Annotated in this window: 15 protein-coding genes and 1 tRNA gene; 5 read left to right on the top strand and 11 right to left on the bottom strand. The window is 47.3% G+C overall.

The annotated features are described in order from the left end of the window. Positions 1-305: 305 nt before the first annotated feature. The 4 genes from RT717_RS12815 to RT717_RS12800 form a co-directional block, all read right to left on the bottom strand. Positions 306-1214, bottom strand: a complete 909-nt coding sequence (locus RT717_RS12815; RefSeq protein ID WP_317492136.1) for a PorP/SprF family type IX secretion system membrane protein — start codon at positions 1212-1214, stop codon at positions 306-308. Between the two features lies 1 nt (position 1215). Continuing rightward, positions 1216-7173, bottom strand: a complete 5958-nt coding sequence (locus RT717_RS12810; RefSeq protein ID WP_317492135.1) for an Ig-like domain-containing protein — start codon at positions 7171-7173, stop codon at positions 1216-1218. 188 nt (positions 7174-7361) lie between these two features. Beyond that, positions 7362-7991, bottom strand: a complete 630-nt coding sequence (locus tag RT717_RS12805) for a response regulator transcription factor (protein ID WP_317492134.1) — start codon at positions 7989-7991, stop codon at positions 7362-7364. A 64-nt stretch (positions 7992-8055) separates the two neighbouring features. After that, positions 8056-10068 (bottom strand): tetratricopeptide repeat protein, encoded by a 2013-nt coding sequence (locus tag RT717_RS12800; protein WP_317492133.1) that lies wholly within the window; start codon positions 10066-10068, stop codon positions 8056-8058. Between the two features lie 319 nt (positions 10069-10387). On the opposite strand from RT717_RS12800, the gene RT717_RS12795 reads away from it, so the two are divergent. Both RT717_RS12795 and RT717_RS12790 read left to right on the top strand, forming a co-directional pair. Then, positions 10388-11149, top strand: a complete 762-nt coding sequence (locus RT717_RS12795; protein WP_317492132.1) for a ThuA domain-containing protein — start codon at positions 10388-10390, stop codon at positions 11147-11149. A gap of 141 nt (positions 11150-11290) precedes the next feature. Beyond that, complete coding sequence (locus RT717_RS12790) at positions 11291-12133, top strand: DUF3750 domain-containing protein (RefSeq protein ID WP_317492131.1); 843 nt, start codon at positions 11291-11293, stop codon at positions 12131-12133. 163 nt (positions 12134-12296) lie between these two features. Here RT717_RS12790 and RT717_RS12785 read toward each other — a convergent pair whose 3' ends face one another. From RT717_RS12785 to hemN, 3 genes are all read right to left on the bottom strand, one after another. Continuing rightward, the gene (locus tag RT717_RS12785; protein ID WP_317492130.1) at positions 12297-15401 is read right to left on the bottom strand and encodes a PQQ-dependent sugar dehydrogenase; all 3105 of its coding nucleotides are present in this window, start codon (positions 15399-15401) and stop codon (positions 12297-12299) included. Positions 15402-15564: 163 nt separating this feature from the next. After that, a complete protein-coding gene (locus RT717_RS12780; RefSeq protein ID WP_317492129.1) occupies positions 15565-16464 on the bottom strand; it encodes a serine hydrolase in 900 nt (299 codons plus the stop codon). Between the two features lie 62 nt (positions 16465-16526). Continuing rightward, a complete protein-coding gene (hemN, locus tag RT717_RS12775) occupies positions 16527-17888 on the bottom strand; it encodes an oxygen-independent coproporphyrinogen III oxidase (RefSeq protein WP_317492128.1) in 1362 nt (453 codons plus the stop codon). Positions 17889-18102: 214 nt separating this feature from the next. On the opposite strand from hemN, the gene RT717_RS12770 reads away from it, so the two are divergent. The 3 genes from RT717_RS12770 (at position 18103) to RT717_RS12760 (ending at position 21679) form a co-directional block, all read left to right on the top strand. Further along, on the top strand, positions 18103-19203 hold the full coding sequence (locus RT717_RS12770; protein ID WP_317492127.1) for a serine hydrolase domain-containing protein: 1101 nt from the start codon (positions 18103-18105) through the stop codon (positions 19201-19203). A 381-nt stretch (positions 19204-19584) separates the two neighbouring features. Beyond that, positions 19585-20601, top strand: a complete 1017-nt coding sequence (locus tag RT717_RS12765) for an NAD-dependent epimerase/dehydratase family protein (RefSeq protein ID WP_317492126.1) — start codon at positions 19585-19587, stop codon at positions 20599-20601. Between the two features lie 4 nt (positions 20602-20605). Continuing rightward, positions 20606-21679, top strand: coding sequence for a dihydrodipicolinate synthase family protein (locus RT717_RS12760; RefSeq protein WP_317492125.1), 1074 nt, complete (start codon positions 20606-20608; stop codon positions 21677-21679). Between the two features lie 50 nt (positions 21680-21729). On the opposite strand, the gene RT717_RS12755 is transcribed toward RT717_RS12760, so the two are convergent. The 4 genes from RT717_RS12755 to RT717_RS12740 all read right to left on the bottom strand — a co-directional run bounded on the left by RT717_RS12755 (position 21730) and on the right by RT717_RS12740 (position 24694). Then, a complete protein-coding gene (locus RT717_RS12755; RefSeq protein ID WP_317492124.1) occupies positions 21730-22593 on the bottom strand; it encodes a GNAT family N-acetyltransferase in 864 nt (287 codons plus the stop codon). A gap of 1 nt (position 22594) precedes the next feature. Next, a complete protein-coding gene (locus RT717_RS12750) occupies positions 22595-23833 on the bottom strand; it encodes an MFS transporter (protein ID WP_317492123.1) in 1239 nt (412 codons plus the stop codon). 486 nt (positions 23834-24319) lie between these two features. Further along, positions 24320-24577 (bottom strand): GIY-YIG nuclease family protein, encoded by a 258-nt coding sequence (locus RT717_RS12745; protein ID WP_317492122.1) that lies wholly within the window; start codon positions 24575-24577, stop codon positions 24320-24322. A gap of 43 nt (positions 24578-24620) precedes the next feature. Continuing rightward, a tRNA-Met gene (locus tag RT717_RS12740) sits at positions 24621-24694 on the bottom strand. Positions 24695-24898 lie beyond the last annotated feature (204 nt).

The raw sequence follows: 24898 nt of genomic DNA, 5'->3' as shown, positions 1-24898 counted from the left end.
GATACCCCAGTAGATATTTAAAGTTACACGAAGTCCAAGCTATACTATGGGTCAGCAGACTTGAGCTTTTGTTAAAAAAATCTCCGAAATGGAGTAGGCGTATACACAAGGATGAATATACGCAATTCTACTAATTGGCATTATATTTTTTGTAAAAATACAACAAAAGCCCGGAGGGAAGATTTGACCCAGCTCTTGCATGTTTAGAGACGCTGTTCAGTTTGAGAAAGAAGATGTAGCTTTTTGTGTGATTTAGAGGTATTTAGTTCTTTTTCTATGCAGATCAGAACTCCCGTTTTGGAAGGTTAATAATACCTCACCTTGGGCACCTGTTTAGGAAATAGACTGAGGTCATAGCCAAGTGTGATTTCATGAGTACTAAAGCTCGAAGGTGCCAAACTGTTGGTGGCGAGTTCTCCCGAATAGCCCAGCCTGAGGCCACCTTCCGCCATAAAGAAGATGTTAATGCCTACTGTATTGAAGCTTCTTGTGTAGAGCCCGGCCCATACCGCATCCAGCATCAGCACGCTGGCTCCAAGATCAAAGGAGAGGGGAGTGTCAGCACTGTAACGAACCAGCGTTGATGCTTTTAGCTTTACCGCCTGTATTTTGTCGAAGATGAGCCCGCTGGAGACATACAGCTGCCTGTGGTACCGTTGGTTGCCACCGTCAAGCTCTTGGGTTACCTTGAGCAACCTTGGGGCAGACAGTCCCAGGTAAAAATTTTTGGACGAAAGAAAGATGCCCGTACCAAAATTAGGTTTGGAGTAGGACAGGCCGCTGAAAACAAAATCCTCGTCAGAAGGGTCGTCCAGGGTCAGTTTTCCGAAATTGTAGTTGAGCGCATTCACTCCACCTTGCAAACCAAACGACAAACAGTAGGTGCTGTCCAGCTTGATTTTGTAGCCCAGTGCCAGGTTAATGTCGGTCTTTTCGATCACACCAATATTGTCGTGCTGCACCGACACACCCAAGCCTACCTGGTTGTCGACAAGTGAAGTGTTGCCTGAAAGCAGCATAGTTCTGGGTGCACCCTTGAGGTTGCCCCACTGGCTGCGGTAATGCAGATCGAAGCTTGTGATGTCGTTTACACCAGCGTACGATGGATTAATAAATAGCTGGTTGAGCTGATAGGTGCTCGTGAGTGCATCCTGCTGGGCAAAGCAATATTCCGCAATCAGCAACAGTGTCGACAAAGAAATTAGCATTTTCATATTATCTTCTTAAATGTAAAAAGCCCGTCAGTTTTTGCCCTGAAGCTTGAATAAGATAGAAATAGGTGCCTTCGACCAGGTTGAGGCTGCTCCCAACATTGGAGCGTCCCTCAAACCGGGCATTTGAGTCCTGGTTATCGTAGTTGGATACCTCAAACACCTTCACGCCCCAGCGGTCGTAGATTTCTACTGAATTACCCGGGTGACTTTCGATGTTGGCTATCTTGAGAAATTCGTTTTTGTTGTTGCCATTGGGCGCTACAGCATTGTAGACGGTGATTTCATCACCAGTAGGCCCTACCTCAGTCTCTGAGACAGTGAGCACAGCTACATCACTTGTCAGGCTGCCACAAGTGTTGGAGACCAGGCATTGGTAGTCGCCGGTATCGCCGAGACCAACAGTTGCCAAAACAAGCTCACCGCTTGTTTGTCCTTCGAGGTCAATGAGGTCTTTTTGCCACTGGTAAGTAAGATTATCACCCGAGGCTGTAACCGAGAAGGAGACCGATGTTCCGACTTCGGTTGATTGGTCACTAGGCTGTCCAGTAATTGAGACCTCTTCCAGCAAAGAAACCTCAACCTCTACTCTTGCACTTTCGCAGGTGCCGTTGTTCAGGGCCACATAGAAGGTGGACCCGGAGGAAAGGGCAGGAGTGATGTAAATGCTACCGACCTCGCCGGTAATGGGCGCACCACCGGTGTCAACGTCGTACCATCGGTACTGGCCGTCAGTGCCACCTAAGGCTGTTAATGTGGCACTTGCTCCAGGGCAGATGGCCAGGTCAGATGTTTCTGGAGCCACAACACTGGGATCAAAGTTAACGGTAACGGTTGTACGGCTGCTTTCGCAAGTTCCGTCATTGATAGCGACATAATAGCTAGTGGTTGCCGATAGGATGGGAGTCGTGAAACTGCTGTTTACCTCACCGGAAATGGCAGTTCCAGCTGTTTCGAGGTCGTACCAACGGTACTCACCTTCCGCACCGCCAGAGGCGGTAAGGGTGACACTTTCCGGCGCACAGATAGAGATATCTGTCGTTGTCGGGGGCGTCACGGCTGGGCTAATGCCAGCAGTTACGGCCGTTCTGGCGCTTTCACAAAAGCCATCATTGATGGAAACATAATAAGTTGTTGTGGCCGTTAAGATAGGAGTAGAGTAGGCGCCATTCACTTCTCCGGCAATGGCAGTTCCACCTATTTCCGTGTCATACCAACGGTACTGCCCGTCCGAGCCTCCCGAGGCAGTTACTGCAGCAGAACCCGATCCACAAAGTACCGCATCGGTGGTGGAAGGTGCGGAAGGAGGTGAGTTTACCGTGACGACAACCGGCGTCCTTGTACTTTCGCAGCTTCCATCGTTTAGCGCAACATAATAAGTGGAAGTGGTCGAGAGAGCGGGTGTGGTGTAGATGCCATTTGTTTCTCCACTGATGGCAGTGCCACCACTTTCAACCTCATACCATCGGTATTGGCCATCGGTGCCTCCTGTGGCGATCAGTGCCGCTGTTTCACCGCCGCAAATGGCAGCCTCAGTAGCTAAAGGTGGATCCAGCGTGGTATTGAGTGTGGCGGTCACTGGAACTCTTTCGCTTTCACACGAACCGTTGTTGATGGCCACATAAAATGTAGTTGTTTGGGAGAGCTCGGGAGTGATGAAGGAGCTATTCACCTGCCCAACAATGGCAGTGCCGCCTGTCTCAACATCATACCAGCGATACTGGCCGGTGGTAGCGCCGGAGGCGGTGAGTGTTACACTTTCCGGTGTGCAAGTGCTGACGTCTGTTGCTTTTGGGGGCGTCAAAGGGCCAATAGTGAGTGTGGCACTTCCCGAGAAGTCATCGATGGTTGAATTACCTGACACTTTGCATCGGTACGTTCCGGCACCGAAGTCGCCGGTTGTATTAATGGAAAGAGTTGAAGTCAAAACTCCCGAATATCCCCCGGTGTTGGAAATGTCTTCATAGATAGACGTTGAAGTATTCAACTTCTGCCATTGGAAGTTATATGGGTCGGTACCAAGTACCGTGGTGGCAAATGTGGCAGTAGAGCCTGTACAAGCAAATTTATTAACAGGTTCTGCGTCAAAACAAACAGTGGGCGCAGCGGGGCTTACTTTTCTGACAAAGAAGTCGGTGCCGTTTACATTATTCATTTCGAAGACGCACTCACTTGGATCAAAATCGATGTGCCGGGCGAAACCACCCACCAGATAAATATCGCCTTCGGGGCTTAATGCTAAAGGGCCGGCACTCGTTGAGGTAAAACCCCCATCGATTTTTCGCATGTCAATCATCCATTTGAAGTTGGCATCTTTGTCTAGTTTCAGAGTGAAAGTGTTGAGAAAAAGGCCGTTACTTCCCCTGCTTTCCACCAGATCAGAGGGGTCAAAATCAGTGGTGCTTTGGAAATACCCCGAGGTGAAAATGTTGTCGTCAGCATCGATCGTAATATTACCCATTGCAAACGAGTTGTATTGACCGCCGAATGACAAGCCCCAAACGAAATCCCCGGCAGGATTCAATTTTAGTAGGTAGGAAGCGGCATCTCCTGTTGAAGTTACCTCGAAGGTGCCAGGCCCGGGGTCAATATCGATGGTTCCAGCGAACTGGCCGCAAACGTATATATTGCTTTCGCTGTCGATACCAATGGAACCTGAAGCACCACTGTTTTCGATTACCTGATGGCTTTGATAGATTCCGTCGGAATTCAGCTTCAAAATAAAAGCGGTGCCTGATGTCAAAGTGTAGTTAGCGGTTCCAGCACCCGGATCAAAGTCAACAACGCCACTGCTGTGTAGCCTCCCGGTTATGTAAAGGTTGGAGCCGCTCAGAGCGACTCCGGAAGCATAGTCACTGAAAAGGTTGGCGCCCGTGGTGGTATCTGAGCCAATATTATAAGCCCACAAGAAAGTGCCGTCTTTGTCGATTTTGCAGAACAGAGCGTCTGTGCTTCCACTGCCTCTGGCTGTGAGCGAGAACATACCACCTACACTGGTGGTGCCCCGAAAGGCTCCCGTTACATAGGCATTTCCATCTGCATCGGTTGTAATTCCACCTCCAAATTCGTCGCTATTTCCGCCAATTTGCCGCACCCAGATAAAGTTGCCGTCGGCATCGTACTTCCCTATGGCCAGGTCACTTTTATTGTTGGGAGAGCTTGTCACGCTTGTGAGAAAGGCTTCCCCTACACCCGGGTCAAAGTCCGTGGTGCCATAGAACCTGAACAGGACATACAGATTTCCTGCTCCGTCTTCGGATGCAGCAGCCACACTGGTTAATCCGGTTCCCTGGGCGGTTTTTACCCAAAGGAGATTACCATCAGGGCCTAATTTGAACATATATGCATCGCTGCCTGTAGCTGTAACGATAGCTTCCCCGGGTCCGGTATCAAAATCGATGGTGCCTCCGTATGACCCAAATACAAGAAGGTTGCCATCGGATGTGTAGATAGTTTCTGAAGCAGCCGATGTACCTCCACCAGAGCCAGCGCCAAGTGCCCAAACAAACCCAGGTTCAGGCTCACAGGTGCTAATGCCAGCCTGGATTTCGCTTCGTTCGCTTTCGCATGTGCCGTCGTTAATAGCAACGTAGTAATAAGCTGTGCTGGTTAGGGGAGGTGTGGTGTACGTACTGCTCGTCTCTCCGATAATAGGTGAGCCTCCGGTGGAGGTTGTGTACCACCGGAATTGCCCTTCAGCACCTCCAGATGCTGTGAGCGTAAAAGAAGTCGGCCCGCAATTGACCACGTTAGAAACAGCAGGTTTATCTGGCCCGATCTCGAGATATACCTCATCAGAGAATGCATTAGATGAGAGGTCTCCGGAAACCATGCACCGGTAATAATTTTGACCAAAATATGCGGCAGTATTCACTGAAAGAACAGAAGTGCTGGTGCCCGAAAAACCATCGACATCAGTCAAATCATACCAGCCACCTTCGTGGTCTGACTCCTGCCACTGATAGGTGAGGTTGGTTGTACCGCTCGCTGCGACCTCAAAAGTGGCTATATCACCTACGCAACCAGTGTAGTTCAGAGGTTGGGTATCGATGGTAATCAGGTCGGTTACACACGAAACCAGGGCCTCCCATCCAGGCCTTTCGCCGTCGTTATTGGAGTGAAAGAAGAAAGTGACTTCGCCGGTAGCGCTGGTTGCTATGACGTCTTTTGGTACAGTGGTGCCACTCATATAGCTCAGGAATGGAGAGGAAGTATCTGGCCCATCGTAGGCGATTAAATATTCGCTGGTTTCGGTATCAAAGGACAGAAAAGAGATTTTCATTTTCTCGCCTGGGTTCTCAGGAGCAAAGGTGAAAGTGAAATCCTCGCTAGCTCCGTAATCGTCTGGCCCGCCTGAGTCTGTAAATTGAAAATCACACCCCGAAACGTCTCCATCGCTCATGGATATTGATGCTGCGGTAACGTAAAAATCGACGTCTGATGCCACGGTATTGCCTGCAACTGTCACCGTTATGGGGCCGCTGCTGGCCCCGGCAGGTACCGAAGTGGTGATTGTTGTCGCCGTGCTTGCAGTTACAATGGCCGCCGTTCCATTAAAAGCAACTGCATTGTCGGCCGGCGTGGTGCTGAACCCCGTCCCCGTAATAGTAACTTCGGTGCTAACAACACCCGATAGGGGATAGAAGCTCGTGATTGATTGGTCGATGGCAGCGATGTAGCGGGCGAGCGCCATGTCCCAGGTTGAGGCGTTGGTTCTCCCGGCAAGGACGATTTTTTTATCACTTTGAATGCCTACGGCATAGGCATGGTCGTTGGATGCGCCGAAAGGGGTAATTACCTTTCCCGCAGTACCAAAGCTGCCATCCAGCGAGCCGTCGGTGTTATAGCGAACCAATGCGAAATCGTAGTTGGAGCCATTGTTACTCCAGCCCGCCAGTAGAATTTTACCATCGGCTTGAATAGCAACGCTACGTCCGGTTTCGTGCGAGCTACCGACAGCGGTAATGACCTTTCCGGCTGTGCCAAACCCGGTATCCAGAGAGCCATCGCCATTTAGACGAGTCAGAGCAAAATCCAGGTTTCCGGAATTGTGGGAGCCGCCCACCACTATTTTGCCATCAGTTTGCAAGGCAACAGAATAGGCCTGGTCATCTGCTGTCCCTGATCCAATGTTCACCGTGACCTTTCCGTCGGTATCGAAGCCAGTGTCTAGGGAGCCATTAGCGTTGTATCTCACCATGGTAAAGTCCGCCTGTAAATTGGTGCTTGTACCGGCCAGAACAATCTTGCCATCCGGCTGAATAACAATAGACCAGGCCTCGTCACCGGCACTCCCATTGGGGGTTGTCAGTTTGCCATCGGTGTCAAACGAAGTATCCAGAGAACCATCCGTATTGTAACGCACCAGCGCAAAGTCAAAATTTGAACCATTGTGGCTCCTCCCTGCTGCCAGTATTTTGCCGTCGCTTTGAATAGCTACGGCAAAGGCTTGGTCATCGCCTGTACCAATAGCCGTTGTGAGAATTCCGTCAGTATCGAATGAAGTATCCAGGGCACCGTTGCTTGTGTAGCGCACCAACGCAAAGTCTTCGTTGGAACCATTAAATGAGTAGCCAGCCACTACTATTTTATCATCCGACTGAATGGCCAGTGACCAGCCATAGTCGTCGAAAGTACCGATAGGTGTAATCACCTTTCCAGCGGTTCCAAAAGTGGCATCCAGCGACCCGTCGGTGTTGTAGCGGGCAACCGCAAAATCGTCGGTTGTGACGAAAGAATAGCCGGCGACGATTATTTTTCCATCGCTTTGAAAACCAACGGCGTAAGCCTCATCACTAAGACCCCCAAAATCCGTTGTTTGCTTTCCATCTCCCGAAAAAGCAGGGTCAAGAGAGCCTGGTTGGGCAAGTACATTTTTTGAGCATAAGATCAGAAGCGAAAACAACAAGGTACTGAGGGACAATAACTTGCGGGTAGTGAGCTTTCCGGTAGCACTTTTCATAAAAAGTTATCGGTTTTTACTTACTTGAAAAAATGTATTACTCCTCTGATAACCAGAGAACTAACTTCAATCAAAGCTCACCAAAACAAAGAAGGAAGTAAATCGCATGATGATGTGACGGGATTGTGAAGGCAGGTTACAGAAAGTGAGTAGGCAGTTCCAATAGGGGACAGCAGTTGACAATGAGCCTAAACCAGCCCCTCATTGATCGCCTTACTCACAGCTTCAGTTTGCGAGTGCACCTGGAGCTTTTCGTAGATTCTTTTGATGTGGGTGCGAACAGTGTCTATGCTTATTGCAAAATCGCTAGCAATCATCTTGTAGCTGTTGCCCTGGCTGAGGGAGGTAAGGATTTCTTTCTCTCTGGGGGAAAGCTGATAATTGTTTTCCACAGGCTTTTGCCTCATCGAATCAATTACCATACGGGCTATGCTGGGCGACATGGGGGCACCACCAGCCAGCACTTCCTCTACGGCGTTGAAAAGGCGGGTAGAAATATGTTTTTTTAGCAGATATCCGGAAGCACCTGCGAAAATGGCATCAAGTACGTGGGTGCTATCATCAAATACGGTAAGCATGATGATGGGCAATTCCTGATTGGAGGCTCTCACTTTTTTCAACGCTTCTATGCCGGTCATGCCAGGCAGGTCAATATCCATGAAAACCAAATCGGGGCGGAGGTGCTGGATTTGATCGGTCGCCTGTAGCACGTCGCTATAGGCACCCAAGCATAGAAAGTTTTCATTGAGGCTAATCATACTTTGCAGACTGCTGCGAAGGAGCTCATCGTCTTCATATAGCAGCACAGAAAGGGGCATAACGAGGTCGATTAGTGGTAAATGATAAAAGTCGGCTAATACCTGAGTTGATACAATACCCTAATCATGTGATAGGGAATTCAAGATTAATATGTGTGCCGTTTCCAATGGCGCTGGTGCGGCGAAGTGCGCCGAGCAGGCTTTTTGCCCGGGCTTCCATGTTCTTCAGCCCGTTTCCGGGCTTCACCTTCTCAGAGTCAAAGCCGTTGCCATTATCGCTAATGGAGAAAATGATGTTCCCATTTTGGCCTGCCACCTGAATGATAATTTCTGAAGCGTTACTGTACTTGGCTGCGTTGTTTATGGCTTCTTTGAAAATGAGGAAGACATTTTTTCTCTTTTCAGAAGCCAGCACGATGTTCTTTACTTCGTCGACCCCCTGAAAGGAAAAAGCGATCCCTTTTGGCTCGAGTATTTCGGCAGCGAATTCCTTCATTTTCACCAGAACCTGCTCCAGCGAGTCGTTGTTGGGGTTAATAGACCAAACAATGTCCGACATGCTCTCCATGATCTTGGACGAGTGCTCATGGATACTCTGAAAGTATTGCCCTGCCTGCCCGTTATTGTCTTTGAGGGCAAGTTGGCTCATAATATTGATGCTGGAGAGCGTTGAACCAATGTCATCGTGAAGGTCTCTGGCAATGGTGTTGCGCATCCTTTCCATTTCTATTGTTCGTTTGGCACGAGCCACCACCCTGTACCTATTGACAAGCAAAAAGCCGGTCAGCACTACTGATACCAGTATAATGGCGATGATGATCACATTGGCTCGTTCCCTGTCCAGTGCCAGGGTCTGAAGCTCCTGATCCTTTTTTAAAAGTTCAATTTCCCGCTCCTTTTTTTCAGTTTGATATTGTCCCTCCAATTCTTTTAACTCCAGCAGCACCTCTGTGCCCTCAATTTCATCCTTTAGCTGCTCATATTTTTTCAGATACTCATAAGCCTTTTCAAATTGCTTATTCATTGCATAGTACTCACCAAGCCGACCATACTCGACCAACTCCCCATCTCTATTCCCGGCCTCAATCACTGTTTTAAGACTGGCAAGGAGGGTGCTTTCGTCATTTTTTTTGGTCTGCCGTGCAATGTCGATTCCCACCAGCTCCGATTGGGCCTTGGCGCTGGCAGTGCTGTCGCCCATTTGCCGTGCAAGGAGCAGGCTACTGGTAATGTTTTTTATCGCCTGATCAAAGCCTCCCATTTTTTTGTACAATAACCCTATCTGGTAAAGAGGTTTCATCTCCTCTCCACGAAGCTTCATTTCCCGGGCCGCAGCTATTGCTTGTAAGTAATACTTCTCAGAAAGGGCATATTGCATTAGCTGACCATACACGTCGCCAAGACCTGTCCAGGTGGTAATCAATCCTCGCTTGTCGTTAAGCTGCTGCTTGATTTGCATCGCCTGGAGGTAGTATTTCTTTGACAACTCGAACTGACTGAGATGAAAAAAATCATTTCCCAGGCTGTGCATACAAAATGACTGGCCTCTCAGGCTGCCGACCTTTTCGAAAATGGTAAGTCCCTCCAAATGGTAGTGCATGGCGTTGCGATAGTCGGAGAGATTGAAATAGAGGTTGCCAATGTTCAGATAAAGGCCCGCAGTTCCTTCGCTGTCAGGCTCAGTAAATTTGAGATTTTCGAGCAGATAGGGTAATGCCTTGTTGTAATTGCCCTGGTTTTTGTAATACAACCCAGCCGACTGATTGTAGTTGACGACTAATTTCCAGTCAGAAGGATTAGCCTCTGCCAAGGCCTTCAATTGATCGAGGTAATAAACAGCGCTATCCTGTTGAGCAGCGTTTTGGTAAATAACAACAAGGTACAAGTAAGCGACACTCAATCCCCGCAGTTGCTTAAGAGAGTCCGCAAGAGGAGCTGCCCGAAAGGCAAGCGATTTGGCCTCTTCCAGATCGGTTCTCAAAAATTCGCTCGCAAGCCCTAGCAATGCATTCACTCCTGTTGTGTCTTTGGGGTGCTGCTTTGCTAATTGACGAAGACTGTCCACTTTAGGGCCTTGTGCAAATGAGTATAAAGCAATTTCAAAGAGTAAAATGCAAATGGTTATGGCTCTTTTCAAGGCAAAACTTTCTTGTCAATTTAGTGAATAAAATGAAAGATAGCCTGCAACAAACGACGGGAATTTAGCAGTAATATTTCAAAATGGCAGGTTTCTCAGGGAGCTGTAGCAGGAGGGAGGCCATTCATCCCTTTCATGGGTGTCTGCTGCACACCGTTGTAGGTAAATTCATAGTTTCTGGCGTAATTACATTTGATACATGAACTTTGATTGAGCAGGAGCCCGAGCACTTTTCATAGCCTGAAATGTGCAGGGCGTGATATACTCGCATGTTTACTTACTATCAATTATTTACGAAGACTTAAAACCCCTAAAAACCATGTTGAAAAACATACTTTCATTGCTTTTTGCAATTTGTTTTGTGTCTGTTTCGCAGGCACAGCAATTCAAGGTGCTCCTTTTTACCAAAACAGCCGGTTTCCATCATGTGTCTATTCACGAAGGAGTAGATGGCGTCCGTGCCCTGGCAGCTCGCCACAATTTCAGTGTCGACTGGCAGGAAAATGCGTCGGTTTTTAACGACAAGCAGCTGGCCAACTACGATGTGGTGATCTTCCTCAGCACTACCAGCGACATCCTGAATGATGAGCAGCAGGCGGCCTTCGAAAAGTACATTAGATCCGGTAAGGGCTGGGTAGGCATTCATGCTGCGGCCGACACCGAATACGAATGGGAATGGTACACCAAAATGGTGGGAATGATGTTTCAGGTTCACCCCCAGCAGCAAACTGCCTATTTGGATGTAGTAGATAGTAATTTCCCTGGCATGGAGCGCTTTCCCAAAAGATTGCTGTGGACCGACGAATGGTATGAGTACCAAAAGCCGTTTAAATCTGATAATTTGAAGTTTCTACTGACTGTTGATGAAAAAAGCTACGATGCGTCAACCAACTGGGGGGGCACTGCCAGAAAGGGTATGGGCGATTTCCACCCAATAGCATGGTACCACAACTACGATGGTGGCAGGGCTTTCTACACAGGCCTGGGCCATATTGGTGCTATTTACTCTGATCAAACGTTTTTGGATCACTTATATGGTGGTATTTATTGGGCCGCTACTGGAAAAGGGATAAAAAAATAAGGCTTATCATATTGAATACAAAAAGCAGCTTTCGGATACGGGGGCTGCTTTTGTTGTTTAATCGGGGAGGTGATTAGCCTAAAGTGATGAGGCAGTGTCACCTTTTGAGTCACTAGCCGTAAATTGGAAGTAATCGCTTTTATGGATCGTCAACTCAATGTCAAACCAAAGAAAAAATTTCGCTTATCGAAAGTGGCCTGGTTAGTGTTTGGGCTATGCTATGTTTATGGTATATACCTGATCGAACCTTTTAAGATTCACCGGGAACGCCTCGCTGCCTCTGACATTGGTGGCTCGGCCTACAGCTATTGCTTGGCCCCCAAACCCGAACAGTATGAAGGTGCGGTGATCCAGGTGTATGCCGCTCGCACCTGGGGTACCAAAAAAATACTTGCTGTACACACCTGGATTGCTACCAAACGGCAGGCAGCGGATCACTATCAGGTCAGCCAGATTATAGGCTGGGCGCTAAGCAGAAATGGAACGGCCCTGTTTACAGAGCCTGGTATTCCCGACAAAAGCTGGTATGGTAATGAACCCACATTGCTGTTGGATAAAAGGGGAAGCGAAGCTGAACTGCTTATCGGCCAGGTGGAAGCAGCTATTGAGACATATCCATACGCTGATACTTATACAGTTTGGCCGGGGCCCAATAGCAATACGTTTATTGCATGGCTTGGTCTTGAAGTTCCTGAGCTTGGTCTCGACCTTCCATCTACAGCCATTGGAAAGGACTGGCGGCCATGGAAAGAAACCTTTGGATGGTCAGCCAGCGGAACAGGTGTGCAAGCTTCCGTGTATGGTTTACTGGGTCTGACAGTAGGTTTTCAGGAAGGGTTGGAGGTGAATGTACTGGGTTTAAGCATGGAGGTTGATGTGTTTGATTTGGCGCTTGAACTGCCCGCTGTGGGAAGAGTAGGGACAGCCCCTGTGGATATTGATGGCAGTGTTTCGTCCACAAAAACAGATAAGGCAGGACAGTGAAGGTAAGGTCAACTTAATTGGATTTCAGATCGACTTTCTGAACCATGGTGGCACATAAATGAAAGTCGTATTTCACCAGACCATGATAATTGACTAGAAACGAAAAAAGCACCTATCTCACTAAGACAGGTGCTTTCCTATTCGACTATGACTTACTTTCTATTTATTTAAAAAAGCTGATTTTATCCAGGCTCATCAGATTAGTTTCCTTTTCAGGATGAGAAATGACGAAATACAAATTGCCAATCTGATCCACTTTACCAATAGTGATGTCAGCATTTGTCCATTTGCGATCTCTCCATGAACCTTCGAATGCAGGTACATCCACCGTGCCTATTACCTTGCCTGTGGGGCTACCTGAAACAATATTGATCGTTCCACCTTCCACAGCCATTAAGGTCACAGAAATTTTGCTGATTCCCTTCAGGTCAATGTTTTTGTAGCCAATATATGAGCCATCGTTGATGTTGCTCAGGAAGGCAAAGTCGCCACCGTTGGGGCGCTGCTGTTGCACGTCGTTAAAGAAATTGTAGTTTTCAGCCTCAAGTACGGGCGCCTTGATCATAATCATCTTTGACGACTCGATGGCAGGAATGGTGCCATTTCCTTTGTCGGTATACCGAATGCCGACAACATAAGCGCCTTGGTTTTCAGCGGTCTGTTTATTCAGCGTAACACTGCCCGTCAAAGGCAAACTTGTCGTTGGGCTTTCCTTCACCAGCGACAGGATATAGTCCACCATCACCCTTGTTTCGTCGAGTGTTAGCTGCGGGTGGGCTGCCATCAGGCTGTGGCCCCAGTTGCCATTGCCGCCTTCGATGATTTTGCCTGCCAGCATGTCTCGTGATGATGAGTCATCGGCATACCTTTTGGCAATTTCGAGATAGGCTGGGCCTATCGACTTCTGATCGACAGAGTGGCACGACAAACAATCACTGTTAGCGATCATGTTTTTGCCCTTCACATTGATAGCAGGGTTCTTGAAGAAATCCTCACCCAGGTTGGCCTGGTCGTAGCCGCCTTCGAGGTAGCTGAAGTTGACGCTTACTGCCTCGCTGGTAATACTGCCATCCTCTGTGCTGCCGTCTTCTTTGTCGGTTACGATTACTTTGTAAGAATTGGTTTCCTTACCAAAATAGAAGGATTGGTTACCGCTGTAGTCAAAAACGATGTTGGAAGGCTCATTACCGGCTATGATCCTGGTAAAGGCTGATGAAGTTTCGCCTTTGGAGTCAGTAACAGTAAGCTTCACTTCTTGTTCACCGGGTTGATCAAAAGTAATGCTCACATCACGGCCTTCATACTTCTTGCCGTCTTTGGTTGTCCAGCTAAATGCCAAAGCATCGTCTTTGTCGTAGTCAAAAGAGCCCTGAGCTGAGAAATTAACGGTGAGGGGTACTGCACCTTTTGTCTTATCCGTGGCTATCGCTGGCACCGGAGCCCTGTTGCCTTCGGCGTACTCAATCCTTACCAACCTTGCGTCCACATTGTTGGCAAAATAGTTGGAGCCATACTCCAGCAGGTACATCACACCGTTTTTGTCAAACTCCATGTCGATGGGCTTCACGAATGGCTCGTCAGGCAGAAAAGATTCAATTTGCGTCGGGTTCCAGTCCTCGTCAAACGATACCACCTTGATCCAGCTACGTGCCCACTCATAAATGAAGAGCTTACCATCGTAATACTCAGGAAATCCAGCTTTGGAAGCGCCAGCTGGCTTGTAGTACATAGGGCCAGACATAGCACTTCTGGAGCCGGTGCCCAGCATCGGCCAAATGTCCGACTGGCCGTAAGGATACCAAATCATGGCAGGCCTTGCAGGAGGCAATTCTCTGGAGCCGGTATTGTTGGGCGATTCGTTGATAGGGTGGGCAGGATCCTGCTTGGGGCCAATTTCATCTGTTGCGAAATCAACCATAGGAAAGGCAATGTTGTTCGCTTCGAAGTAAGGCCAGCCGTAAAAACCAGGTGTTTTTGCCTGGTTCCATTCGTCGTAGCTTTGAGGGCCTTTTTCACTGTCTCTGCCAGAGTCGGGCCCGACATCGCCCCAATACACGTATCCGGTTTTCATATCTACTGTGAACCGGAATGGGTTTCTGCAACCCATGACGTAAATCTCGGGTCGTCCCTGTGAACCGTCCTTCGGAAATAGATTGCCATCGGGGATGGTGTAGGAGCCGTCCGCTGTAGGTTTGATCCTTAGAATTTTACCACGAAGATCATGCGTATTGGAAGAGCCCTTTTGTGAATCGAAAGGCCCACGGCCAGGGCGCTCGTCAAGAGGGGAGTAGCCGCTCGATTCCTTCGAGCTGGTGTTGTCGCCCGTGCTGAGGTAAAGATGACCATTAGGGCCAAACACAATACCTCCGCCCGAATGGCAGCAGGTTTCCCGTTGCACGCCTACCTCCAGTACAATTTTTTCACTGCCCACTATCAGGCTGTCGGCCAGCAGCGTGAACCTGGATAGGTTTTGCCTGGAAGCACCACCAAGGGGAGAGTAGTAGATATAGATCCAGTTGTTTTGGTCATAGTTCGGGTCTACTGCCAGGCCAAGCATGCCGTCTTCGTAGTTACCTTCAGTATTTACTTTGAAGGTGTGAAGAATCTTTGTTTCGTTCGACTCCGGATCAAACATTTTCAGGTTGCCTTCTCTCTCGATAAATAGCAGCTTGCCATCAGGAAGTATATCCAGCTCCATTGGCTCGTTGACCTCAGCGTCGAGAATGATTTTGGTGAATCTACTGACATCTGGTGCGGCTAAACTTTTCACACTTTCTTCCACGATAGCGTTGTCCGATAACGAGGATGTGATCATCTCACTGCTCAAGTCGCTTGCTGTGAAAAAGGTGATTTTTCCACCATCATAGTTTTTTGAGCCGGTTCCTCCTGCCGCATATAGCCAGGGCCATTGATATTGGTTAACCGTGTCGCTGGGAGCGAGGAGCGCTCCACCTGTTTGCACATAACGTTCAATGTCGGTCTGCCACTGTGGAGTAAAGTGATTTGTATTTGCCAGCAAAAGTACTCCCTTGCTTTTCCAAAGATTGTCGCCAGGGCGTTCGCTGGTGATAGACAATGTATCGGTCTTTATGCCTTTTGCAGTAGCATCGGCCATCAGTTGGCCAATTGATGCCGATAACGCATGGTTTTTTTCGTAAACAACCAAAAGTGAGCTGTCACGTGATTCGCTGCAAGAAAATCCAATGAGGGTGATAAAGACGAAAGGCAGAAGCTTCAACGATGCCTTTTCAAGTAGGTGTTGTTTCATCAATATATGTCAAATTAATTTGAGCAAGCAAAATAGGTAGATATACGGCAACTCTGGTAGACAAATATCTCAAAGGAGGGCGGTAAACATGTTAACCTCGAGACAGATTGCTTTAGCCCGATTGATTCGGTTGCGTTCTTTTTGACACTAGTGCTGTTGCCGACTATTGATTCAGATAGCTGTAAACCTTCTCCGACACCCTTGCCAGCACCTCAGTGCCTTCTTCCATGGTATTCAGATTCTTAGACAACAGTACCAACACATATTTCCGTCCATCTGGTAGATAAACAATGCCAGAATCGTGATGCAATTTGGTGATGGAGCCTGTTTTATGCGCCACAGAAACTGAATTCGGCAAATAGGCTGGGATGATGTCATTGAATCGCTGGTCTTTCAGAATTTTAATCATTGCTGAGCAGTCTTCCGGGGCACCGGCCTTGTCTGTTGCAATCATTTCCATCACAATGGCCAGGTCTTTAGCTGTTGTGGTGTTGTTCATGCCCAATTCATAGGCCTTTTGGTCTTCCACGCCACGCAGCACCTGGATGTCGTTAGCTCCGAATGATTTCATGGTTGTCATTACGTTCGGAGCACCTACCAATTCTATGAGGATATTGGTGGCCAGGTTGCTGCTCACAGTGATCATTTCATACGTCAGATCATAAATGGTGAGCTTTTGGCCAATAAAGCTGTAAAGTCCTTCGCCACTATCTTCGCCTATATCCATGGTATAGGCCGATGAGTCCACAATACTTTTAAATTCATTAACAACCAGAATGGAGTCGGAAAGGCTGAACTCACCCGCACGGGCTTGCTTAAACAGCTCAATCATGACCGGCGTTTTCATCGTGCTGGCAGCATGAAACGTCTCCGTTTCGTTGATGTACAGTTGATTGTCAGGATTGCTGAGATCCTTGAAGGCAATGGCATAGTCGCCGGTGTTGGCTTCAAAATCCGCTGCGATGTTTTGCTTCAGCTCATTCAGCGTTTGTTTTTTTGATGACAGTTGGCAAGCGGCCATCGTGAGTGCCAAAGCAAATAACAGGTAGGTAGGTTTTTTCATTGGGTAAAAGGCTTTGCTCAAAGTAAAGCACAAACCTTTTAGTCACCAAACCTCTCATACCATCAGATAGTGGATGAGAAAAGTTGGGTTTCGGGTTGCTTGCGCCAAAGCCGCTTATCGAATGCCATGCAAATGTTGCGGATAAACGCACGTCCTTTTTCAGTGATGCGGACATCGTCTCCGCTCAATTCAATTAGCTCATCTTGCATAGGCTCAGCCAGCCTTTCCAGTATGGAGCGGTACGACATTTGTGCCTCATGCAGTGTTGTTGAGAACCGGCACATTAAATCGAGTATGTGCTGTCGGAGGATGAGATCTTCCTGGTTGAGTATATGCCCTCTGAAAACGGGCAAAAAGCCACTTTCGACGGACTCTTGGTAGGTCTCAATATCCTTGTGATTCTGCGCAAAACCATACCATGAGTCGCTGATAGAAGAAACGCCCAACCCGATCAGTAATTTGGTCGAAGACGCTGTATAGCCCATGAAATTACGGTGAAGCTGTCCGTTAATTGATGATTCATAAAGCTCATCCTGTTTTGTGGCGAAATGATCCATGCCTATTTCCACCAAGCCGTTGTCCAGCAACATGTCTCTTCCAAGTTCATACAATGCTCGTTTTTCATCATCTTTTGGTAAATCAGCTTCTGAGAACTTCCTTTGCCCATTTCCTTTGATCCATGGCACATGGGCATAACTATAAAATGCTATGCGATCCGGCTTCAGTTCTTTTACTTTCTCAATCGTATCTATGATGGAGTTTGATCTTTGGAAAGGCAAACCGTAAACCAGGTCGTAGTTGACAGATGTATAGCCCAATTCCCTTGACCACTCTGTCACCTGCTTCACATTTTCAAACGTCTGATGGCGATGGATGGCCTCCTGCACTACCGGGTCGAAATCCTGAATGCCATAGCTTACCCTGTTAAAACCCAGTTCGCCCAGTGTTTTCAAATGCTCATAGGAGGTGTTGTTAGGGTGGCCTTCAAAACTGAAAGATGCTTTGGGATGCATATGGGCCTTTGAAAGTATACCGGTAATTAGCCATTGCAGGCTGACGGGAGAAAAAAAAGTGGGTGTTCCGCCGCCCAGGTGTATCTCTTTAATCACGGGTTTTCTTGGAAGCCTTGCTATGTACAAGTCCCATTCCTTCAGCAAAGTGCTGATATAGGGCGTTTCCACTCCATGGTTCCTGGTAATCCGTTTGTTGCACCCGCAAAATGTGCACAGGCTTTCGCAGTAGGGTAGGTGAATGTACAGGCTAATGCCCTCTTCATCGGTTGTTTCAGCAAATGCTTGCTGGAAGCTTCGGGTCCATTGCTTGCAGGTGAAATCGTCCGACTCCCAATAAGGCACGGTTGGGTAGCTGGTATAGCGGGGTCCTGGTATATTGTATTTGGAAAGAAGGGATGACTGCTGCTGCATAATTCACTATATTTTCTACAAAGGAAGAAAAGGACCTCGTTTTTGGTTATGACCAAAATCAGGCTTAAGCTTGAGAAGTGACATTTTTTAAGAATAGCAGCAAAAGACGAAATTACATAAACAACCTTTTTACGATTTGCGCATCTATCAAGCAATAACTCACAAGAGCAAATTGAAGACAAGTTCATTATCCACAAGCCTCCTATTTAGCAAAATGATTTTGGGCTTATTTCTTCTGATTGTTGCCAGTTGCAAGGTCACTAAACCAGTCAAGCAAGCAGCCTACGAGAACTTGGGGCAGTCGGGTGGGCTAACCGATCCTCAAATTGATAGTATTGCTGAGGTTGTTTCCATGTTTCCAAATGAGACACAGTTTTCAATTGCGATTATTAATGATGGCAAGCTGGTTTTTTATGGACTCGAAAGAAAGGAGGACAAACTTCATAGAGTATTTAACTCAAATAACGTCTTTGAACTTGGCTCTCTGTCGAAAGTGTTCACCACGAATTTATTGATCAATTCGGTCAACGAGGGAAAAATCAATTTGGATGGCCTAGTGAAAGAAATTAGCAGTGCAAAGCTCAAGGGAAACCCCGATTTTACCTTCCGGCAATTAGCCAATCACACCTCAGGCCTGCCAAGTATCCCTTCCAATATGGGTACGACAATATTCAATGCTGACAACCCCTATGCGAAGTGCTCAGAGACTAAGCTGAAGACTTATCTGTCAGAAAAACTTGAACTCAATGGCATTCCCGGTGAAAAATATGAGTACTCCAACCTGGGCATGGGGTTGCTGCGATATGTGTTGGCGGAGATGAAGGATACCGACTACAAAACGATGCTTCAGCGGCAGATATTTGATCCGCTCAACATGATCAATACAACGGCCGACAGGATGGCTGTCAAACAAAACCTCGTTCAGGGCTATAACCGCAACGGAAAACGGACACCCTACTGGGACATGGGGGCATTGGAAGGCGCAGCGGGCATTTATTCTACTACAGCAGACCTTGCGAAATACGCCCTTTGGAGTTTTGATGCTTTAAACGGTGAACTTAGTCTAATGAAGCAGATGAGCTTTTCGGTAACACCTGACACTGATATTGCACTTGGCTGGCATATCATTAAGAACAAAACGGAAAAACCATTCTTGTGGCACAATGGTGGGAGCGGGGGCTTCAAAACTTCGATGGCGATAGACCCCGATAAAAAAACGGCGGTGATCGTCCTCACTAACGTCGGTGCTACCTTCAATAGCAGGAAGCAATTGATTGACAATCTTTGTTTTGAACTGATGAGGTCTATTGAATAGTGTAATCTCCCTTCGGTAACATTTTTAGATTTCTCTATCTAAAACTATCAGCAAAATTATACCTTGTGAAGGGGTTAACTTGATGAAGTTTGACGCACTTCTAACTGGAGTTAATCACTTGTTGGAACTCGCCACTGAGAGTTGAAAATTGACATTGCTGCCAGAAATAAGACGGCTAGTAGTGGTTTTACAGACATCATTGCTTGACGGAAAATGTGAGACAGACATTTAGAAGAATCCGCTCGTCTCCAAATATGTGGTGAACGATTCCGAAGAAGAAGAACGAGCGAAGGAATGCTGAATTGCCACCACGTCACTGCTATCAATCAGCTGCCTTGATTCATTTGGCCGCAAAAAAGGAATTTGTATTGAATGATTAAGATGAACGATTTAGAAAAACGATACCAGCAGTATTTACAGCCATCCCAAGCCCTTATCGCTGACATAGCCACGCTTGAAGGAGACATACTTATTTTAGGGGTAGGGGGCAAAATGGGGCCGGCGCTTGCCCTGTTAGCAAGGCAGGCGGTGGATCAGTCAGGAATAAAAAAGCGGATTATTGGTGTCTCCCGTTTTTCTGAACCAGGTCTTCAGGCCAGGCTGCATCAAAATGGTATTGAAACAATTACAGCTGATTTGCTCGATGAAGACCAGCTACAGGCGCTTCCGGAGGCGCCTAATGTCCTCTACCTCGCTGGAACAAAGTTTGGCACCACAGGGAATGAATCTTTTACCTGGGCCATGAATACCTACCTGCCCGGACGAGTAGCAGAGAAGTTCAAAAATTCCCGCATTGTCGTTTTCTCCACAGGAAATGTCTATCCGTTCGTCCCCGTAGTAAGTGGCGGGGCTACCGAATCGCTGCCACCGGAGCCCATTGGCGAGTATGGCCAGTCATGCCTGGGCCGTGAACGCATTTTCCAATACTTCGCCACCAAAAGCAACACACCCATTTTAATCTACCGGCTGAACTATGCCAACGACGTCTCGTATGGCGTGTTGCTGGAAATAGCCAAATCCGTGAAGGAGAGCAAACCGATTGACCTGGCCATGGGCACGGTAACCGTGATTTGGCAGGGCGATGCCAACGAAATAGCTTTACGAGCGCTTCACCATTGTGCTACACCAGCCAAGATATTGAATGTCACCGGACCCGAAATTGTTTCAGTCCGATGGCTGGCTGAAGAATTTGGAAAAATACTGGGCATAGCGCCTCAGTTTATCAACGAAGAGCAATCCACCTCATTATTATCGAATGCAGCCGAGTCCTTTCGTCTTTTTGGCTACCCCAAAGTGAGCTTGAAACAAATGATGGAGGCTATCCTTGAATGGTACGTTGAGGGGGGTGAAATTTTAAATAAGCCCACTCACTTTTCAGAAAGAAAAGGAAAATTCTAAGCCCATGCCTAAACATATACAACTCGATTCCTCTGTGGCAAAGTTATTAAGCGAGGGGACGGTTATTCCGGCCCATCCACTGGCGCTCACATCAGCATTGCATTTGGATGAAGCCAGGCAGCGACAGCTCACCCGTTATTATATAGGCAGTGGAGCAGGAGGGGTGGCAGTAGGCGTTCACACCACGCAGTTCGAAATCCGTAAACCGGAAATCAATTTGTTGGAGCCGGTACTCAAAATGACTGCTGATGAAATTGCAATAGCGCAATTGGCACGTCCTTTTATTAAAGTAGCGGGTATTTGCGGGCCGGTGGAGCAAGCGCTTAAAGAAGCTGAGTTAGCACGGAAGTACGGCTACCACCTTGGCTTGCTCAGCAATGGTGGGTTGAACAATTACACAGAAGCTGAACTCATCAAGCGCACAGAGGCGGTCGCTGAAATAATTCCGGTTTTTGGTTTTTATCTCCAGCCTGCCGTGGGAGGTCGCTATTTGAGCTATGATTTCTGGAGGGACTTCGCCGAAATCCCCAATGTGCAAGCAATCAAGGTCGCCGCCTTCAACCGGTACCAGACGCTGGACGTGGTCAGGGCGGTGTGTCACTCCAGCAGAAGAAAGGAAATCGCACTCTACACGGGCAATGACGACAACATCGTTGCCGACTTGCTCACACCTTACCAATTCATGGTGAATGGAGACAAGGTTGAAAAAACGTTTGTTGGTGGGCTGTTAGGGCATTGGGCTGTTTGGACGAAGCAAGCAGTTGAGCTGTTCAATGAAATAAAGGTGTGTGTCGCAAATGATTATGCAGGAGTAGAAACATTGCTGGCAAAAGGGGTGGAGGTAACTGATATGAATGCCGTTATTTTTGATGCCAGGAACGCTTTCAAGGGATGTATTCCTGGCATTCATGAAGTACTGCGCAGGCAGGGCCTTTTACAAGGAGGGTTTTGTCTAAATGCAGAGGAAGTGCTTTCGGGCGGGCAGGCTGAAGAGATTGATCGGATTTGTGAAAGTTACAGGCATTTGACTGATGATGAATTTGTGCAGGCATTTCTGCAAAGCAGGACTGTTAAATAATTCTCAATAGTTCTCCCAAACCGGTTTAGGACCCGGGTTTAATAAGTGGGCTAGCCAAATTCAGGGCCGCAGATGCAGTAGTAATGCCCGGTAATGCCTGGGAAATGATTCTCGCCCTTGTACATTCTCACAAAGTGCCTTTGTTTGGTGAATCCCAGCGATTTTAACGAAGCAATCAAAGCTTGCTTGTCTTGCAACACATCTACCACCACGGGTTTTTGGATCAGCACCCCGACCGATTTTGCAATGAGGGCCTGAGCGTCCTCAATAGTTGAGGCAGAAACCGGCCCCACATGATGGTATTTACTGCCATCTCTTCCCAGCACAAACCCGGTCACCCGATTGTTATGCCTTACCATCCATGCCTTACCTGGATATTCCTTTACAAGTGAGGTAATGAGCTGCTCTCTTTTTGTGCCGAAAACAGCAGCATCAAAAGCAACAATCTCTTTGATATTCTCGGGCTTCACTGGCTCTGGTTCTATGCCGCTGTTGTCGAATGACGCAAAATTAGCCAACGATACATTCACCATTCTGTCGATAAGGTACTCGTCTTTGAAGTCAAACCGTCGATACACCTGCTGCCCATCGGGAGTAGCATCCAGTTTGATCGATATGTCGCTTGTGTTCTTGAAAACATGGTCGAGCAAAGCTTTGCTTACCCCCTGGCCACGGTACGATTTATCGACCAGCACCATACCAATCCACGCTAGCTGGCGTGAATAGTTGATAGCCGTGGTGGTGCCAATAACTTTTGAATCATGCTCTGCCAGCACACAAGTGCCTTCACTCTCCTTAATAAGCAGTGCCCAATCGTTTTCTGTTTGGTTCCAGCCTTCAGCAGTTGATAAGTTCATTGCTGCACTGATATCGTTCAATTTCAGCGGCCGCAATATGAAATCACTTTTACTCATATCAGGCTTCTTCGACAAAGCTCATGTCTTTCTTAAAGGTTTCTTCCAGATAGTAAAGTGCTATCATGCCTGCTAAATAAGTGAGAACTCCGGTAACCAGGGCACTGTTAATGGTTCCGATATAGCCTTTCATTACCAGGAAAATAGAGGTGAGTGGAATGATCGTTCCCCTCACAAAGTTAGGGGCGGTGGTAGCCACGGTTGCACGCAGATTGGAGCCAAACAGCTCGGCTGCCACAGTGATGAAAAGTGTCCAATAGCCGCTGAAAAAGCCCAGGCAACCACATAGCAGGTAGAACAGAGTTGTGCTTGAGAAAGGTGCTAATAGGAGGATAACTGTCAGAAAAAATGAGCCCAGCATGAACGAAAAAATCACCTGTCTTCTGTTTTGTAAATATTGACTGAGAAAACCACTTGCCAGATTGCCCGCCACCTGTGCCGCAAACGCAAAAAGCACTGCCTGTCCCGCATCAATTGGTTGGCCAAGGCGCATCGCTCTGCCAATTTCAGGAGAGAAGGTAATCAGGATGCCGACCACAAACCATATAGGCATGCCAGCAACAATGCTGGTCATATATTTTAAGAATCTCGCTTTATTATTGAACAGCATACGTATGTCTCCCCGCCTGACGTTTTGCTGTTTTAATTGCAGGAAGATACCAGATTCAAAAACTTTTAATCTTAATGCCATGAGCAACAGCCCAAGTCCACCTCCGATAAAATAGGAAACTCGCCACTCAAAAAACTGGACAATCAAAAAGGCAAGCAATGCGCCAAAAACGCCCATAGTAGCTACTAATGTCGTTCCATAACCCCGAATATTCTTAGGGAGGATTTCTACGACCAAAGTAATTCCCACTCCCAATTCGCCGGCAAGACCGAATCCTGCAATAAACCTTAGCACGGCATACTGCTCAATAGTTGTCACCAGCCCATTTCCAATATTGGCAATCGAATAAATTAAAATGGACCCGAACAGAACAGACAACCTTCCTTTTTTGTCGCCAAGCACACCCCAAAACAACCCGCCAATGAGCATCCCCACCATCTGCAGGTTCAGCAGTAGAATTCCATCACTCAACACCTGTTCATCTGTAAGACCAAGCGACTTTAAACTTGGCACCCTAACGATGCTAAACAAGAATAGATCATACATATCGACAAGGTACCCCAGTGCAGCCACCATTACGGGAATACTTAGAAGCTGCTTAACAGTAGTTTTAGTAGGTGAATCCTTCATTAGAATAAGTTTAAGTAGCTATAGGCGTTGGTAAAAATATGCAATTAAACCTTAACGATATTTAGCGAATATGCTCAAGTCATCAACTGATGTCAAATATATTTTCGGAACCAACAACGCATGGATCAAGCGGAAAACCTGAACGATAAAACTCAAAGGGAAAGTTATTCGATGCAGTAAATAGGCGGCAATAAAAAAGTAAAACTGGCTCAATGCGTCTCGCCCGGTCGGGCTTCTCCAGTCGGATAGGCTTGGATCTTTTGCTTTTTTATGCAAGCACAAAATAACCATGCCAAAAATCAATCCCCTCAGAAATACAGATTGATCCTAAAGCATGAGGAGGGAGTGCGTAAACGGTGAACATAGTCGAAAAAGGAAAAGCAGCCTTTTGAGCTGCTTTCTTACTGTAGCGGGGAGCAGGATTCACTGGCCGTCCGCCAACCGGCGGATCATTTGTCCGACTACTGGCGGAAGGAACGCTGTGCTCTAATCATCTTGCCTGTAGTTGATTAAGTTCCAAATGAATTCTCTTCCTTTCGCCGACTTAAGTTGCCTCTCCCTGATCATCGCCTCTTTTTTTGTCGGGTAGGATTCTGTATAAACTACAACCCATGGACGATACCGGAAAGTATAGCCTTTGGTTTGATAGATGTTGTGGGCATCTAGTCGATTCTCCATATCGGATGAGTAGCCGATATAAATCTTATTGAATTTGGCGCTATGTAGTGCGTAAACGGTGAACATAGTCGAAAAAGGAAAAGCAGCCTTTTGAGCTGCTTTCTTACTGTAGCGGGGAGCAGGATCGAACTGCCGACCTCAGGGTTATGAATCCTGCGCTCTAACCATCTGAGCTACCCCGCCAAATCAATTACTTCAAATATCTTCTTCACAGTATCAAACTTCCGTCCGCTAGCTAGCGGATATGAATCCTGCGCTCTATCCCGGCCGGGTAGGTCATCTGAGCTACCCCGCCATTAATCTCCCAAAAATGGGAGTGCAAATGTATGAAGATTGTTTTCTAATTGCCAACCATAATCTTCAACTTTTATTGGGGAAGAACATATC

It is taken from the genome of Imperialibacter roseus (genome assembly GCF_032999765.1).
GTDB classification, from domain to species: Bacteria; Bacteroidota; Bacteroidia; order Cytophagales; family Cyclobacteriaceae; genus Imperialibacter; species Imperialibacter roseus.
This window is presented reverse-complemented; position numbering and strand designations above follow the sequence as displayed.

Excerpts from the sequence above, each read along its gene's own strand:
- RT717_RS12750 (WP_317492123.1), bottom strand. The coding sequence starts at position 23,833 with ATGAAGGATTCACCTACTAAAACTACTGTTAAGCAGCTTCTAAGTATT.
- RT717_RS12770 (WP_317492127.1), top strand. The coding sequence starts at position 18,103 with ATGATTTTGGGCTTATTTCTTCTGATTGTTGCCAGTTGCAAGGTCACT.
- RT717_RS12755 (WP_317492124.1), bottom strand. The coding sequence starts at position 22,593 with ATGAGTAAAAGTGATTTCATATTGCGGCCGCTGAAATTGAACGATATC.
- RT717_RS12765 (WP_317492126.1), top strand. The coding sequence starts at position 19,585 with ATGAACGATTTAGAAAAACGATACCAGCAGTATTTACAGCCATCCCAA.
- RT717_RS12760 (WP_317492125.1), top strand. The coding sequence starts at position 20,606 with ATGCCTAAACATATACAACTCGATTCCTCTGTGGCAAAGTTATTAAGC.
- RT717_RS12780 (WP_317492129.1), bottom strand. The coding sequence starts at position 16,464 with ATGAAAAAACCTACCTACCTGTTATTTGCTTTGGCACTCACGATGGCC.
- hemN (WP_317492128.1), bottom strand. The coding sequence starts at position 17,888 with ATGCAGCAGCAGTCATCCCTTCTTTCCAAATACAATATACCAGGACCC.
- RT717_RS12795 (WP_317492132.1), top strand. The coding sequence starts at position 10,388 with ATGTTGAAAAACATACTTTCATTGCTTTTTGCAATTTGTTTTGTGTCT.
- RT717_RS12785 (WP_317492130.1), bottom strand. The coding sequence starts at position 15,401 with ATGAAACAACACCTACTTGAAAAGGCATCGTTGAAGCTTCTGCCTTTC.
- RT717_RS12805 (WP_317492134.1), bottom strand. The coding sequence starts at position 7,991 with ATGCCCCTTTCTGTGCTGCTATATGAAGACGATGAGCTCCTTCGCAGC.
- RT717_RS12790 (WP_317492131.1), top strand. The coding sequence starts at position 11,291 with ATGGATCGTCAACTCAATGTCAAACCAAAGAAAAAATTTCGCTTATCG.
- RT717_RS12745 (WP_317492122.1), bottom strand. The coding sequence starts at position 24,577 with ATGTTCACCGTTTACGCACTACATAGCGCCAAATTCAATAAGATTTAT.
- RT717_RS12815 (WP_317492136.1), bottom strand. The coding sequence starts at position 1,214 with ATGAAAATGCTAATTTCTTTGTCGACACTGTTGCTGATTGCGGAATAT.
- RT717_RS12810 (WP_317492135.1), bottom strand. The coding sequence starts at position 7,173 with ATGAAAAGTGCTACCGGAAAGCTCACTACCCGCAAGTTATTGTCCCTC.